Source organism: Phyllobacterium sp. NPDC097923, from assembly GCF_044760925.1.
In the GTDB taxonomy this organism is placed as follows: Bacteria; Pseudomonadota; Alphaproteobacteria; order Rhizobiales; family Rhizobiaceae; genus Phyllobacterium; species Phyllobacterium calauticae.
In genome coordinates this window covers 136,327-150,255 of sequence record NZ_JBIWBL010000004.1, presented here as the reverse complement: position 1 = coordinate 150,255, position 13,929 = coordinate 136,327, and the positions used below count along the sequence as shown (strand labels likewise).

14 protein-coding genes are annotated in these 13,929 nt (G+C 56.6%); 3 read left to right on the top strand and 11 right to left on the bottom strand.

Annotated elements, in window-relative coordinates; translation table 11 throughout:
• Positions 1-29 precede the first annotated feature (29 nt).
• Both ACIQWS_RS19100 and ACIQWS_RS19095 read right to left on the bottom strand, forming a co-directional pair.
• A complete protein-coding gene (locus tag ACIQWS_RS19100; protein WP_403182986.1) occupies positions 30-974 on the bottom strand; it encodes a carbohydrate ABC transporter permease in 945 nt (314 codons plus the stop codon).
• Positions 975-976: 2 nt separating this feature from the next.
• Positions 977-2,266 (bottom strand): ABC transporter substrate-binding protein, encoded by a 1,290-nt coding sequence (locus tag ACIQWS_RS19095; RefSeq protein ID WP_403182982.1) that lies wholly within the window; start codon positions 2,264-2,266, stop codon positions 977-979.
• Between the two features lie 206 nt (positions 2,267-2,472).
• Between ACIQWS_RS19095 and ACIQWS_RS19090 the strand changes: the two genes are divergently transcribed.
• A complete protein-coding gene (locus ACIQWS_RS19090; protein ID WP_403182978.1) occupies positions 2,473-3,396 on the top strand; it encodes a LysR family transcriptional regulator in 924 nt (307 codons plus the stop codon).
• A 69-nt stretch (positions 3,397-3,465) separates the two neighbouring features.
• Here ACIQWS_RS19090 and ACIQWS_RS19085 read toward each other — a convergent pair whose 3' ends face one another.
• From ACIQWS_RS19085 to ACIQWS_RS19055, 7 genes are read right to left on the bottom strand one after another with little or no spacing between them, the layout of a single operon-like run.
• A complete protein-coding gene (locus ACIQWS_RS19085; protein WP_403183649.1) occupies positions 3,466-4,491 on the bottom strand; it encodes a polyamine ABC transporter substrate-binding protein in 1,026 nt (341 codons plus the stop codon).
• A 13-nt stretch (positions 4,492-4,504) separates the two neighbouring features.
• On the bottom strand, positions 4,505-5,671 hold the full coding sequence (locus tag ACIQWS_RS19080; RefSeq protein WP_403182976.1) for an NAD(P)/FAD-dependent oxidoreductase: 1,167 nt from the start codon (positions 5,669-5,671) through the stop codon (positions 4,505-4,507).
• Positions 5,668-7,038, bottom strand: a complete 1,371-nt coding sequence (locus ACIQWS_RS19075; protein WP_403182973.1) for an FAD-dependent oxidoreductase — start codon at positions 7,036-7,038, stop codon at positions 5,668-5,670. The genes ACIQWS_RS19080 and ACIQWS_RS19075 overlap by 4 nt, the downstream gene beginning before the upstream one ends.
• On the bottom strand, positions 7,031-7,339 hold the full coding sequence (locus ACIQWS_RS19070; RefSeq protein ID WP_346308242.1) for a (2Fe-2S)-binding protein: 309 nt from the start codon (positions 7,337-7,339) through the stop codon (positions 7,031-7,033). The genes ACIQWS_RS19075 and ACIQWS_RS19070 overlap by 8 nt, the downstream gene beginning before the upstream one ends.
• Positions 7,339-8,133, bottom strand: a complete 795-nt coding sequence (locus ACIQWS_RS19065; RefSeq protein WP_403182968.1) for an ABC transporter permease — start codon at positions 8,131-8,133, stop codon at positions 7,339-7,341. Before ACIQWS_RS19065 ends, ACIQWS_RS19070 begins: the two co-directional genes overlap by 1 nt.
• A gap of 4 nt (positions 8,134-8,137) precedes the next feature.
• On the bottom strand, positions 8,138-9,010 hold the full coding sequence (locus ACIQWS_RS19060; protein WP_403182965.1) for an ABC transporter permease: 873 nt from the start codon (positions 9,008-9,010) through the stop codon (positions 8,138-8,140).
• A complete protein-coding gene (locus ACIQWS_RS19055) occupies positions 9,007-10,080 on the bottom strand; it encodes an ABC transporter ATP-binding protein (RefSeq protein WP_403182962.1) in 1,074 nt (357 codons plus the stop codon). Before ACIQWS_RS19055 ends, ACIQWS_RS19060 begins: the two co-directional genes overlap by 4 nt.
• Before the next feature lie 173 nt (positions 10,081-10,253).
• On the opposite strand from ACIQWS_RS19055, the gene ACIQWS_RS19050 reads away from it, so the two are divergent.
• Entirely contained in the window at positions 10,254-11,063 is an 810-nt protein-coding gene (locus ACIQWS_RS19050; RefSeq protein WP_346308272.1) for an IclR family transcriptional regulator, read from the top strand.
• A 467-nt stretch (positions 11,064-11,530) separates the two neighbouring features.
• Entirely contained in the window at positions 11,531-12,613 is a 1,083-nt protein-coding gene (locus ACIQWS_RS19045; RefSeq protein ID WP_403182955.1) for an acyltransferase family protein, read from the top strand.
• 76 nt (positions 12,614-12,689) lie between these two features.
• Here ACIQWS_RS19045 and ACIQWS_RS19040 read toward each other — a convergent pair whose 3' ends face one another.
• Both ACIQWS_RS19040 and ACIQWS_RS19035 read right to left on the bottom strand, forming a co-directional pair.
• Entirely contained in the window at positions 12,690-13,310 is a 621-nt protein-coding gene (locus tag ACIQWS_RS19040; RefSeq protein WP_346308237.1) for a 4'-phosphopantetheinyl transferase superfamily protein, read from the bottom strand.
• A gap of 56 nt (positions 13,311-13,366) precedes the next feature.
• Positions 13,367-13,849, bottom strand: coding sequence for a GNAT family N-acetyltransferase (locus tag ACIQWS_RS19035; protein WP_403182951.1), 483 nt, complete (start codon positions 13,847-13,849; stop codon positions 13,367-13,369).
• Positions 13,850-13,929 lie beyond the last annotated feature (80 nt).

Here is a 13,929-nt window from a genome sequence, read left to right as displayed (position 1 = left end):
CTGCCGATACAGCCGGTTGCTTTGCGGTGTCAGTCATAGTGCACCCAATACTTCGCTGTGAGGAAGGCAAAGGCGGTGAAGATCGCCACGAGCGCAAGAAGAACCCAGGCAAGCGCCGAGGCATAGCCCATGCGGAAGAAGCCGAACGCCTCCTGATAGAGGTAAAGCGTATAGAACAGGGTCGAGTTGATCGGATTGCCGGTGCCGCCGGAGATAATGAAGGCCGGCGTAAAATTCTTGAATGCTTCTATGGTCTGAATGATCGCATTGAAGAAAACCACCGGGGACAGCAGGGGCAGGGTGATCTTGATGAACTGCCGCCAGCGTCCGGCACCGTCAAGGCTGGCAGCCTCGTAGACATCTGCAGGAATTTGCCGCAGGCCGGCGAGAAAAATGATCATCGGTGAGCCAAACTGCCAAACCGACAGGATGATGAGCGTCCAGAGCGAATAGGAGGGATTGGATATCCAGCTTGGCCCGGCGATTCCGAAGAGCGCCAGAAATTTGTTGACCAGCCCGTTCCCCGCAAAGATCTGCCGCCACAGTATGGCGATTGCCACGCTGGCTCCCAAAAGCGACGGCAGGTAGAACAGGGCGCGGTAGATCGGCAAGCCTTTCATACCGCGGTTGAGCAGCAGGGCGACGGTCAAAGCCGCGATCAGTTTCAGGGGCACGGACAGGACGACAAAGAACAGCGTAACACGCATAGACGTCATGAATTTCGGATCGGTCGTGAACATACGGATGTAATTGCTGGCGCCGACCCATTTGGGATCGGTCAACAGGTCGAAGTTTGTGAATGACAGATAGAAGGACCAGATCATCGGCCCGACCGACAGGCCAAAGAAACCGATGAACCAGGGAGCCAGGAACAGATAACCGTAGCGCTCCCTGGTGCCTAAACCGCGTGAAAACTCTCCTGTCGCTGCCCGCCGGTTTGTGCGGGCAGCTGGATTAGAGGCGGTGATATCCATGATCAGCCCCTGCTCAGCAGATCATTGGCAAGCGCAACAAATTCAGGTCCGGCATTTTCTGGTGTTTTAGTCCCGAATGCGACTTCCTGGCTGAGGGTTCTGAGGACAGAGAGTTCGATCTCCCCTGCAGCTTTCGGCGGTGACGGAGGAATTGGTCCGAGCAGGTCACCGAGATTGGTCACGAAGTCGAGCGCCATACGGCTGTTTTCGTCGAGGGTTGCTGCAATGGCTTCGCGTGCGGCAGCCGAACAGGGGATACCGCGCTCTGTACCGAGCAGCTTGGCGGCATCGGGGTCGCTGACGAAAAAGCTGATGAACTTGGCCGCTGCCGCCTTTTGCTTGGATGAACCGGCGACGGAGAACAGCATGGCGGGCTTCCGGTAGTGGCCGCCGCCCGTGGTTGCCGCGACGCGCGGATAACCGCACAGTGCGAGCTTGTCTTTGACGAGTGCCTGCAGGGCGACAAGCTGGTTGGAATTTGCAGGAAACATCGCAGCCTTGCCGGTCACAAGCATCGAGGTCTCGAGCGAGCCAGTGTCGAGCGCCTGGTCTTCCGCGGTCACGCAGATTCCGGCCGCGCGCAGCTCGGTCCACAATTTGAACCACTGAACGATATCGTCGGCATCAAATGCAAGTTTACCGTCTGCGGTGTAGAGCGCCTTGCCACGCTGCCGCAGCCAATTCTCGAGAACTGGTTCCAGTCCGGATGTATCCGCAATCGCCCTGATACCGCCGCGTATATTGGCTTTCTTGAACGCCGCGCCAATGTCGCGAAGACTGTCATAGGTGAGGGCGTTTGTCGGGACTGCAATGCCTGCTTCCTTAAAAGCATCCGTATTGATCATTGTTGCGCATGAATTGGCACCCAGACTGATGCCATACAGTTTTCCACCGACCGAGCCGCCCGCAAGCTGATCCTTGTCGAATTGACCGAGATTGAGTGCGTTGCCGATGAACTCGTCGAGCGGCGCAATCGCTTGACGCGCGGCGTACTCGACGATGTAGCGGTAATCCATCTGCAGCACATCCGGCGCGTTGCCGCCGGCGGTTTGCGTAGCCAATTTTGGCCAGTAGTCGTTCCATGACAGGAACTCGCTTTGAATGCTGCCGCCCTCTCTTTTTCCGTAAAGGTCGGCGGCTGCGTTGGTGACTTGGGCTCGCGTCTGACTTCCCCAGAAAATGAGACGCAGATTGCTGCCTTCTGCAAAGGCCATCCGGCTTCCCATGGCTCCCATTGCCAGCAATGCGCTTGTCGCCTTGAGAAAATGACGCCTGTCGATTTGTCCGTTCATAGTGCCTCCCACTGAAACGAGCCGGCATCGGTCTCCTCACCGGATGACGGCATGCAACAGTAACAGTTCACCAGACTATGGAAAAATACGAAATGAGCATCGTATTATAGATAAAATCTATATCATGAAGTAGAGTCATCGCCGTGTTGACGCCGGAAGCAAACGAACCGGCAGCCATCTGCCAGTCTTTGTAGGGAGCAAATATCATGGACAAGGTACTCCAGCAGTTTCTTGCTATTGCGGAAGCCGGCACCATCAGCGGGGCGGCAACCACATTGTTCGTGACCCAGCCCACGCTGACGTTCAACATGAAAAAGCTGGAAGATACCCTTGGCGTGCCGCTGTTTGTGCGCACATCACGCGGCATTACCCTCACCAGCTACGGCGAGACGTTGTACGAGAACACCCGCGTCATGCGCCGCCTCTACGACAATACGATCGCATCCATCGAGGAGCAGCGCGCACGCCGCGAGCAAGGTTTGAATATCGGCACCGGCTATTCCTGGTGGTCGCTTTTTCTCAAGGACCTCATCCTCGATTATCGCCAGAAAAATCCAAATGCGCCGATTTACGTGAGCATCGGCAATCAATTGCGCTGCATGGATCAACTGCTCTCCGGCGATACCTCACTCTTCATCGGCCATGAGGTGAAGGGTATGGCGCGGGATACGGGGACGACCTTCATCCCGCTGACACAGGTGCACAATGGCTATTTTGTCCGGGCGGGTCATCCTTTGCTCGGCAAACCGCGGAAACTGGCCGAATTGGAGGAATATCCGGCTGTGGTGAGCAACTCTCCGGAAACAAGGCACCTGAGGCTTTTTGGCTACAATGTCAGGGAACGGGCGGACGTCGCTTCCAATGCCTACAAGTTTGCGTTTGCCTCCAACTCACTGGCGGCTTGCCTTGATTACATCAAGGAGACTGACGCCGTCTTCTGTCACTCGGCAGTGATGTCACACACGTTCAGGCAACGGGACGTCTATCCCGTCATTATCGAAGACGAGAATGTGCTTGAGCGGTTCAATGTGGGAATTTACGTCCTTCACGAGCGGATGGAGGACATGTTTGTCAGCCGATTGATCGACGATATAAAAGTTGCAGCCGCTCGGGTGGTGCCGGCGGGTTGACGGTACGGCCTTTCGTCCATCAAAGCGGTGAGCGCAGCCTTGATCGATGCTGCGCTCCACCACCATGGATTACCGCTCGATCTTGCGGTTCCAGCGGTTGTTCCATTCGGGCCGGTTCTTGTTGATTGCGTCCCAATCCACAACCCTAGCATTGCTCATATAGGTCTGAAAGGCAGTCAGCTTTTCTTCGCCTCCAGCCGTTCCTGCATGGGTTTTGACGTTTGAAGGGACGATGTTCCCCTTGTCCAGCGCCTTGGCTTGCGCCTCGGCAGAGAGAAGATATTGGGCCAGTTTCTGGCTGAGTTCCGGCTCGCTATTGTTTGCGATCACACATTCGGAAACCGTCAGCACAACTGATCCCTCCTTTGGCTGGGCATATTCAACCGGAATACCCTTCTCCTTCAGATTGTTGACGGCAGTCGGCGTGAGCGGAAAGATCGCAGCATCGCCGGTCTGGACCATTTCCGAAATTTTTGCCGAGCTGGAGATATATTCCAGGACATTCTTGCCAATTGTATCAGCGAATCTCTCGAATCCCGGTTCGACATTGTTCTCATCGCCGCCCTGGATGCGGTTGAACATCAGAAATGCATGGAGACCAAACGTCGAGACGGAAGCCGACTGGAAGACCACCTTGCCCTTGAATTTGGGATCGGCAAGATCCATCCATGATGTGGGTGCGCTCCAGCCATTCTGGTCAAACATCTGCTTGTTGTAGGCAAGACCCGTCATGCCCATATCGATGCCGACAGCCATGTCGTCCTTCATGCGTGCCCCGGGCGTGATGTCTTCTAGAACCGGTGAAGGCTGCAGTTTCTGGCAAAGTCCGGTACCGATTGCGCGGACCATGACACCGTCGTCCAGAAACATGACATGCATCTGCGGATTGTCTTTGGCTGCCGTCGCCTTGGCGAGAATATCGGCGGATGTTCCGGGCACGACGACGATCTTGACGTCATTGGCCTTTTCGAATTCAGGAAAGACGTCCTGGGAGAATGCGCGTTCGTAGTTTCCACCATTCATTCCGACGTAGAGCGTTTTCGTTTCAGCCTGAGCGTGCGAGGTGGTTAATCCTGCGACTGTCAGAGCGATCATGGATACCAGGCAATTATTCAACTGTTTCATTGTGAGTTCCCTTTTTCTCGTTGTGTTGTGAAGACATGTTTCTGAAGCGTTCGATCGAAAAGGCGTCGATCGGCGTTGCAGTTTCGCCAGATGTGACGAGATCACACAGGACGGTGCCAACCGCCGGTGCCACCTGAAAACCGGCGCCGCAAAAACCGAATGCATGGAAAAGGCCCGGTGTCGTGCCACTTGGGCCGATAACAGGATTGTTGTCGGGAAGTTGGCCTTCCGTCCCCGACCAGAACCGGATCACGTGCGCGCCGGCAAGATGCGGGAAAAGCGTGGTGGCCCGTTTCATGACGGATTGCGCAGCCGTGGTGGATGGACGGGAAAAATCAGGATCGGCAAGGGCATAACCACGCCCGCCGCCCATGATATAGTTTCCGCGTGTCACCTGCCGGCAATAGAAACCGCCGCCTTCCTCGCCTAGGCTTACGGGCAGCCGCGGTGCAAGCGGCTCGGTCACGACCATTAAAGGATATATGCGGGAGAGCGGCACGGGCTCGGCAAAGTCGGCGGCAATTTTGTTGGCCCATGCCCCGGCACTGTTGATGAGAAAGCGGCAGGTTATTTCACAGTCCGCCCCCGCCTGAAGGGCAAACCCGTCATTTGCGCGCACCGCCGCATGGACAGTGGTCTGTTCAAGGACAATCGCCCCGGCATCCCGTGCTGCCTTGGCGAAGGCTGGCGATACCAGCCGGGGATTGGCCTGTCCGTCGTCCGGACACAGCGAAGCGCCGGCGATGTTTCCGGACAGCCATGGAAAACGGGCTTTTGCCATCGCGCCGGTGTACAGTTCGAGATCAAGACCAAAGGATTTTACGGTTTCCGCATAGTGTTCGAGCTTTGCGAAGTCCTCCGGCGTGCGTGCGAGTTTCAGATGCCCGCTGCGCTGGTATTCTCCTTCGATCCCGATCAACTCCTTCAATCTCGGCCAGATCTGGTGGGCACGTTGCGAGAGCGGGAGTTGAGCTACGGAGCGGCCTTGACGCCGCACGCCCCCATAGTTGACGCCGCTTGCCTGCGCCCCGCAAAAGCCCTTGTCGATGAGGATGACCGACAAGCCAGCCAAGCGCAGCGCAAGGGCGGCGGAACTGCCGACCAAGCCGCCGCCAATGATCGCAACATCTGCAGAGAGACGCCGGGTCATTCCCCACCCTCATGCAAAGACAGCGGCAGTGGCTTGACCGGCGCTTGCGCCCGCAAGCGACCGATTTCCGTTAGAGTGAGCTTTTGCGTGGATGAAAGAACTTCAGCCAAAGCCGCGCTGCACATGCGGCCCTGACAGCGACCCATACCCGCGCGGCTCAGCGCTTTCAGCCGGTTGAGCTCACGAAGGTCGTTTCCAAGCACCGTGTCGACAACGGAGGAAACGGTGATTTCCTCACAGCGGCAGAGTTTTGTCTCGCCCGGAACCTGTTCAAACCAGTTTTCCGGGAACGGAAATGCTTTTTCAAGTGCATCTCTCAGTTTGGCTTTCCGCCGGCGTGCTTCCACAAGCACAGACATTCGCACGGGATCAGCCGCCGCTCCGGAATCCTGGATCAGGGCGAGGGCGGCGAGTTCGCCTGAAATCTCCGCGGCATCGGCACCAGCAATACCGCTGCCATCACCGGCGAGGTAAACGCCCTTGCGGTTCGTGCGGCCGGTCTCATCCGTTACCGGCAACCACGTACGATCCCTGTCATCAAAGCGGAATGAACAGCCCGCAAGGTCTGCCAATTGTGTTTCGGGACGAAGCGCGAAACCGTACGCAACTGCGTCACACGCTATGGAATGTGTCTTTGCTCCGGATTTAAAACTCAGCCCCTCGACATGTTGAGAGCCTTCCACACCCGTTGGGCGAACATTGTAGCGAAGCTTTACGCCGCGGCGAACGAGCCTTGCCGCATAGGACATGCCGATGAGCACGAGACGCGGATCGAACCGGAATGCGGAGAGAAGATTGAGCTTGGCAGTGAACGGAGCTGTGTCGAGTACAGCGGCCACGTTGGCGCCGGCCTTCAGATATTGCCAGGCGACAAGGTAGAGAAGCGGACCCGATCCGAGAAAGACGACCTTCTGGCCGATGGTGCAGCCCTGTGCTTTCAGTGCGGTCTGGGCTGCGCCCAATGTGTAGACGCCCGGCAAAGTCCAGCCGGGAAAAGGCAGCACACGGTCGGTGGCGCCAGTCGAAAGGATCAGATTTTGAAAGCTGATCTGCTGATGATCTCCCTTGGCCATGAGGTGGAGCTGATTGTCCGCAATATTCCAGACCAATGTCTGCGGACGGTAATCGATGAACGGGAGCAGAGCATCGAATTCACGGTGCAGTCTCGTGGCCTTGGCCGCTTCCGAGCCATAGAGATCTGTTGCACTGCGGCCGTCATCGAGGAGCGGACGGCGATAGATCTGACCACCGGCACGCAAACCTTCGTCGATCACGATCGGCCGCAACCCTGCGGCGACAAGCGTTTTTGCGGCGCAGATTCCTGCGGGCCCAGCTCCGACAATCACGGTGGGTGACGTATCATTCATTGCCGGATTCTCTTGTTATGAATGCCATCTGCGCCTCGAGAGGCGTGGTGCACGCCCGCACCCGCGTTCCGCAGGCAAGGGTCACGAAGCAATCCTGACACGCTCCGATAAGACAGAACCCTGCACGCGGTTCATTGGTGAACTCGCTCTGGCGCAGGCGATCTGTTACGGACATGATCGCCACGAGAACCGTGTCGCCGCGCCGTCCGGAATATGCAATGCCATCGATCGTGAATGGGATGGGCGCTTCATCGCGTCGGAAGTGGCGCTGAAACTGCGACCGGGAATGATGTGCCGCCATCAGCCTTTTCCAACCAGCAGTTGATCAAGCCCGAACAACCTGTCGAGTATGATCATGGTGACGCCCGTCAAAGCGATCATCAGGGTCGAGACGGCGGCCATCATTGGATCGATCGACTCGCTCGCATACATGTACATGCGCACCGGCAGGGTGACGGTTGATGGTGCAGTCACGAAGATCGACATGGTCAGTTCGTCAAAGCTGTTGATGAAGGCGAGCAGCCATCCGCCGCTAATGCCGGGCAGGAGCATCGGAAAGGTAATCCGCCGGAACACGGTCCACTCACCGGCGCCAAGTGTACGCGCCGCCATTTCTGCGCTGAGGTCCATGCCGTTCAGGGCGGCCAATATCAGGCGAAGGGCATAGGGCATGATCACCATCACATGGGCAGCCACGAGCCAGCCGAAAGAACCGGTTGCGCCGATGAACGAGAAGAGCCGCAGGAAGGCCACGCCAATCACCAGATGCGGAATGATGAGGGGCGACAGAAACAGGGTATTGAGCGCGTCCCGGCCTCTGAATGAATACCGGGTGATAGCGAGCGCTGACGGTACGGCGAGTGTCGTAGTGATGGTTGCCGAGAAGAGTGCCAGGCGTGCACTGTTCCAAAATGAAGCGACGAAGTCGGGATGATGGAAGACCGCCGAAAACCACCGCAGGGACACGCCATCCCATGGCAGGGAAAGCGTGTTCTGAGGCGTGAAGGCAACGAGGCAGACCACAATCAGGGGTGCAAGCACGAAGAGGACAATCAGGCTGTGAAATGCGAGGGCAAAGAGACCGTTCTTCTGCATGGCGTTATCCGAGCCTCCGCTTTGCCTGACGCTCCACCATGCGGTTGTAAGCCAGCATGATCGCAAGATTTGCCAGCAGCACGATGATCGCAATCGCCGCTCCGAGCGGCCAGTTCAGCTCGATCAGATATTCATCGTAGACCACCGTTGCAGCCATTTTGAGCCGCCGACCGCCAAGCAGGCCCGGAATGGCAAAGGCACTGGCCGAAAGCCCGAAAACGATCAGGCTGCCAGAGAGAATGCCGAGCGTTGCCTGAGGAAAGACAACCCGCCGCAAGGCGGTAAACCGCGAAGCGCCCAGCGACAATGCTGCGGCTTCAACCGTCGGATCAAGCTTCTGCAAGGCCGTCCACACGGGAATGACCATGAACGGCAGCATGATATGCACAAGCGCGATGACGATGGCCGTTTCCGTATAAAGCAGCTGTACCGGTTCGAGACCGAGCATGGCCAGAGCGTGATTGACGAGACCATCGCGGCCAAGCAGCATGCTCCAGCCAAAGGTCCTGACAACGACGGACACCAAAAGCGGCCCGATGATGACCAGCAGGAAGATCGAGCGCCACGGCTTGCCCATGCAAGTGAGAATATAGGCCTCCGGTGTTCCCAAAAGGACCGTGATCACCGTGGTGAGCAAGGCAAGACGCAACGTCCGCCAGAATATGGCGAGGTAATAGGGATCCTGGAGAACGGTCAGATAGTTTGCCGTTGTGTACCGGTTCTGAACGCCGCTGCTGTAGTCATAGACATTGAATGACAGAACGGCCGTCAATGCGAGGGGTAAGAGGATAAGCCCCACGAACAGCAATGTGGCCGGTGCAGCAAGAAAGAATGGTGCCGGCAGGCGCGGCGATGGTCTGGTCGCTGCGCCTGTCATGATTGCAGAATGCCTTCCTGCTCAGCGGCCAGTATCCGGCATTCTTCTATGTTCCATGCGAGGCCCGTGACCTCTCCTTCAGATGGCGGCGGAGCGCCCAGATTGGCCACCGAGACGGATATTTCGCCCGCTGGCGTCGCAACACTGAGAAGCCACTGGTTTCCAAGAAAATAACGGCTCGATATCGATCCACGCAGCATACCGCCGGCGGGATCCGTCAAGCGGATCTTTTCCGGCCTGACCGACAGGCAAAGTTCGCCGCCCGGATAGTTTCCCGTTGCCGGTATTTTCAGATCCGTGTTGTCAACGAGCAGCGATACACCAGCGGTTTCTTTCACCGCGCGGGCGGCCAGAAAATTCGACTTGCCGACGAACGAGGAAATAAAATTGTTCTTCGGGTGTTCGTACAGGCTGTAGGGATGATCGACCTGTGTGATCTTTCCACCTTCCATCACCACGACGCGATCGCTGATCGACAACGCTTCCGCCTGATCGTGGGTCACCATGATTGTGGTAATGCCGACGACGCGTTGAATGCGGCGCAATTCGAATTGCATTTCTTCGCGCAGTTTGGCGTCGAGATTTGAGAGAGGTTCATCGAGAAGCAGTACGGGCGGCTTGATCACGAGAGCCCTGGCAATTGCCACCCGCTGGCGCTGGCCGCCGGACATTTCGCGCGGATAGCGATCGGCGAGGGCGGTCAGCTGAACCAGCGAAAGGATTTCCGCAACCTGTCTGTCACGCTCGGCCCTCGCAATTTTCCGCATTTCCAGTCCGAAGGCGACATTCTGCGCGACGGTCATGTGCGGAAAGAGCGCATAGCTCTGGAAGACCACGCCGAGCCCGCGTCTGGCCGGTTTCTCCCGCGTGATATCCCGGCCGTCGAGGGCAATTCTGCCGGTTGTCGGCGCCACCAGTCCGGCGATCATCTGAAGGGTTGTTGTCTTGCCGCAACCGGACGGCCCCAGCAGCGAAATGAACTCGCCTTTTTCGATTTCCAGATCGAAATCACGAACGGCAGCAAACTCTCCGTAAAGTTTGGAAACCCGTTCGAGGTGTAAGAATCCCATACCGTAATCCCCTGAATTCAGATCCGCCATCGTGGTTGCTTTGTGGCAGTTTCACTATTAGTGACCCAAATCCGAAGGGTTCATCAAATGAAATATTGTATTTTGGAATAAAATTAATAAAAATTCTGAAATACAAAATTACTGTGCTAATTTTCAGAAAAATGGTCGTGGAAATGAAACAGCAGATTGAAACAAGCACCAGCCTGAACAAGGCGGTAAATCTCATGAGGGCGCTTTCGCAGGGGCCAGCAGAAGGCATGCGGCTGAAGGAGCTGGCCCTGACTGTCGGGTTGAATCAACCGTCGGCCCACCGCTTGCTGAAATCACTGGTTGCCGAGAGCCTGGTCGAGCAATTGCCAGGCAGTAAACTATACCGCCTGTCCCTTGAGTTCTTTTCAATGGCGGCTCAGGCACGCCGCCGCGACGGTATTCTGGAGATTGCACGGCCGTCGCTCCTTCGGCTCTCGGCAACCCTGAACGACACGGTGTTTCTTCTCGTTCGCAGCAACTTTGATGCTGTCTGCCTCGATCGCGTGGAAGGGCCGTTTCCAATACGGTCCTTTACTGGCGATATCGGCGGGAAGGTGCCCCTTGGGATCGGCCAAGGAAGTATTGCAATCCTGGCTTTTTTGCCGGAACCGGAGCGTGACGCAATCATTCAGTTCAATATGCCACGCATTCTGGATCGTTCGCAGATCGATGAAGTTGATCTGCGTATCAAGATAGAGGAAGTGCGGCGTCTGGGGGCTGCGCACATCAATTTTGACATGATAGCGGGCATGGCGGGGCTCGGCGTGCCTATCATTGACAACAGGGGCTGCGCAGTCGCCGCTCTTAGTATCGGCACACTGTCCGATCGTTTGACTGATGCGCGCCGCGCTACGATGACAGAACTTTTGAAGTCAGAAGCCACTGCGATCAGTGCGAAACTCAATCCCTTTGATCCGACACTGCGTTATCCAAGCCAGGCGCTCTCGCGTTAGGCGCGCGCGTACAGTTTCGCTAAAAGCGGACCGTTGGCAGTGAAGGCGATGAAGAGAGATGAGATGGGCTTTGGACCAACCCACGGCATTATTTCTTCGACATGCTTGGCTTGCGCCGGAGCGGGAGACTTATCGGTCGCTTTTGCGATTTGAACTTGACCTATTGTTTCAACGACAAGAACAAACCCGGTCGTAATAAGCTATCATGCTCAATACCGCTTGACACCGCTTGAAAAGCTCGCTGCAAATGCTCAGCGCTCCGCTATCAAATTCGTTACAACAGGTTAAGACAACTGACCGAACTATCGGCGCAATAGGTAACAACTGGCTGGTAGGGTGAAACAAGAATATTCAAAGACTACAACATGACGCGAAATTTCAGGGGAATACGCGGTGTTGGCTGGGGGGTCGGGTAACGGTTCGTTGCTTTAGGCCGACAATTTTCTCTAACTGCTGAATGATGAACCATGTCTTTAAACCGACTATCCCATATCGATGGCCTGCGGGCTATCGCTGCGCTCTCCGTTTTGGTTCAACATATGTTCGGCGACATGCTGCGCAGTAGTGCTGCTAGACCAGGAGCTTTGTTCAGCTTCGCTGGCCAATCGATTGACAATATCGACTTAGGACGGTTCGGCGTCGTTTTATTCTTTCTGATCAGTGGTTTCGTTGTCCCGTTCAGCATTCGCGGCGATCGGCCTCTCAAGAGATTTGCGATATCGCGCCTGTTCCGGCTGTACCCGGCGCTATGGGTTGCGATTGCCGCGCTGACGGTATTGTACTGGAACGATGGGAACACGCCGAGCCTTGCGACGATCACGGCGAACTTGACGATGGCACCGACCCTGTTCGGGAAAGCCTGGCTGTCCAGTATTTACTGGACATTGTTCATCGAGCTTGTGTTCTATTTCCTGGCTGCCGCATTGTTTGCAACCGGATTGCTCTTTGATTTTCGTGCGATCTTTGCGTTTGGACTTCTCCTCGTAGCGTCGACAGCTCTGCCGATTTTGGCCCGGCTTTATTTCTCTGCAAACATTCCCGTCCAATATATCGGGTTGCATCTGTCATTCTTGTTCTGCGGTTTGCTGCTGCGTCTCGCCATCATGGAAAAGGTTAGATATGCCGGGCTTGCAGCGATCGGCCTGCTTTGTGTTCAGTTCGCTTCAATAGCGGCAATATCAGATTTTTCACTTGGGCGTGACGATGGTTTTGTCATCACCGGATTGCAACCGGTGCTGGGAGCCTATGGGCTCGCGGCGGTTGTTTTCATTGCTGCGGTCTCGAGCGCGCGACCAAACGTTGCGTTCCTCTCGTTCCTTGGTCAGATCAGCTATTCGATATACTTGTTCCATTGGATCGTCTGTACGCTTGTCTACCGGGTTTTTCCATTGACCGGGCAATGGAGCGACCTGCTTGTTATGAGTCTGTGTGTTCTTCTCACCATTTTAGTCTCTTGGGCCGTATTTGTGGTCGTGGAAAAACGGATGATCAATTTTGCAAAATGGTTGACAGCCGGCAGCAAACCATTGCGCCCCGAGATGGTGATCTGACGTGGGGATTGCGGTCAAATTCCAACGGATATCCGGTTCACTCGACTAAATCGTCCGGTCGCGTGGGCGGGGTGGGTCAGGCGAACCCGACCGGAGCACTGCCGCGAACAAGGGCGAGGGCGACCACTCTTGGCGCAATGCAGTATGTGAGGCTCACCCTGCGTCCCGTGCTGGTCATCGCGTGGCCTGCGTTCAAATCCACCGCGATATCGTGATAGTCCAGCATGTCATGGTCGAGCGGATACACAGCCTTGTAGACAGCCTCCTTGGCTGCGAACAGGACACGGCCGGCAAGGCTTGGCTCCACCGCGCCTGTCACATCGTCCCGGGTTGCAACGAGCGCAAAAATATCATCCGGGAGCGCTGTGGCAGGTTCGACATCGATGCCGATTGAGCCGATCTTGGCTGAAAGAGCTGCAACCGCGGCTACAGCCATTTCCTCGTCATGGGCCAGAGAACCTGTCATCCCCGTGGGCCATACCGGCTCACCGGACGACGCGCGCAGGATCGCAACGTCGTTCAAGCCATGTTCCGCCAGCAATCCATGTGCGACCCGCCGCGCTGCGCCACTGGCCCGGCGCCTGGCCGGGTGGCGTGACGATATGGAGTGTACTTCCCGCGGCAGCAGGCAGGCCTCATCGCCGTCACGGATAGTCCGGCATCCGACCCGGACACCCTCCGGTGCAATGCCATTCATGGCTTCCAGGAGGGTTAATTCTGCTGACGGAGATGCGGAGATGCGGGGTGGGTATGTCACGGATCAACTGTCTGCGTCGGCAGAACCAGATCGGCAATCATTTCTCCGTCTTCGTCCAATCCTTCTTCCACGAAGCCTGCGGCGCGATAGAGGTGCCGCGCACCTTCGTTTTCCGGTTCATAGCAGATCGAAACGTGCCGCACGTGTCCAAGGCCACTGATTTCGTCCAGCACCTTGCGCAAGGCAGCTTTGCCATAGCCTTTGCCCTGAGAGGCACGATCGATCATAAAACGGTAGATCGTCGCCTCATCATCGTCTGCGGGCGCCTCGTACATCAGGAAACCGACGACGCGGTCCCCGGCCATCACGACGCGCGGCCGTGCATCCGCATCAAGCGCGGCCTCATCCAGGGATTCCGTATTGCTTGCAACAAAATCCAACTGCTCTGGACCAAGTTCAAGCGACGTCACCAGGGCCCTGACGGCTTCGGTGACGGGGGCGAGCTGGACCTCAACAACCTTCCCGTGGCGGTCTGTCAATATGCTATCTCCGGCACAATCGCTCCTGGGATGCATGCATCCCAGGAGCGTTTTGCAGTTCAACAATCCACATCGCGAAG

What these genes read in the sequence shown, in the direction of transcription:
- ACIQWS_RS19060 (WP_403182965.1), bottom strand. Translation starts at nt 9,010, where the DNA reads ATGACAGGCGCAGCGACCAGACCATCGCCGCGCCTGCCGGCACCATTC.
- ACIQWS_RS19040 (WP_346308237.1), bottom strand. Translation starts at nt 13,310, where the DNA reads ATGAATGGCATTGCACCGGAGGGTGTCCGGGTCGGATGCCGGACTATC.
- ACIQWS_RS19075 (WP_403182973.1), bottom strand. Translation starts at nt 7,038, where the DNA reads ATGAATGATACGTCACCCACCGTGATTGTCGGAGCTGGGCCCGCAGGA.
- ACIQWS_RS19050 (WP_346308272.1), top strand. Translation starts at nt 10,254, where the DNA reads ATGAAACAGCAGATTGAAACAAGCACCAGCCTGAACAAGGCGGTAAAT.
- ACIQWS_RS19070 (WP_346308242.1), bottom strand. Translation starts at nt 7,339, where the DNA reads ATGGCGGCACATCATTCCCGGTCGCAGTTTCAGCGCCACTTCCGACGC.
- ACIQWS_RS19055 (WP_403182962.1), bottom strand. Translation starts at nt 10,080, where the DNA reads ATGGGATTCTTACACCTCGAACGGGTTTCCAAACTTTACGGAGAGTTT.
- ACIQWS_RS19085 (WP_403183649.1), bottom strand. Translation starts at nt 4,491, where the DNA reads ATGATCGCTCTGACAGTCGCAGGATTAACCACCTCGCACGCTCAGGCT.
- ACIQWS_RS19080 (WP_403182976.1), bottom strand. Translation starts at nt 5,671, where the DNA reads ATGACCCGGCGTCTCTCTGCAGATGTTGCGATCATTGGCGGCGGCTTG.
- ACIQWS_RS19090 (WP_403182978.1), top strand. Translation starts at nt 2,473, where the DNA reads ATGGACAAGGTACTCCAGCAGTTTCTTGCTATTGCGGAAGCCGGCACC.
- ACIQWS_RS19100 (WP_403182986.1), bottom strand. Translation starts at nt 974, where the DNA reads ATGGATATCACCGCCTCTAATCCAGCTGCCCGCACAAACCGGCGGGCA.
- ACIQWS_RS19095 (WP_403182982.1), bottom strand. Translation starts at nt 2,266, where the DNA reads ATGAACGGACAAATCGACAGGCGTCATTTTCTCAAGGCGACAAGCGCA.
- ACIQWS_RS19065 (WP_403182968.1), bottom strand. Translation starts at nt 8,133, where the DNA reads ATGCAGAAGAACGGTCTCTTTGCCCTCGCATTTCACAGCCTGATTGTC.
- ACIQWS_RS19045 (WP_403182955.1), top strand. Translation starts at nt 11,531, where the DNA reads ATGTCTTTAAACCGACTATCCCATATCGATGGCCTGCGGGCTATCGCT.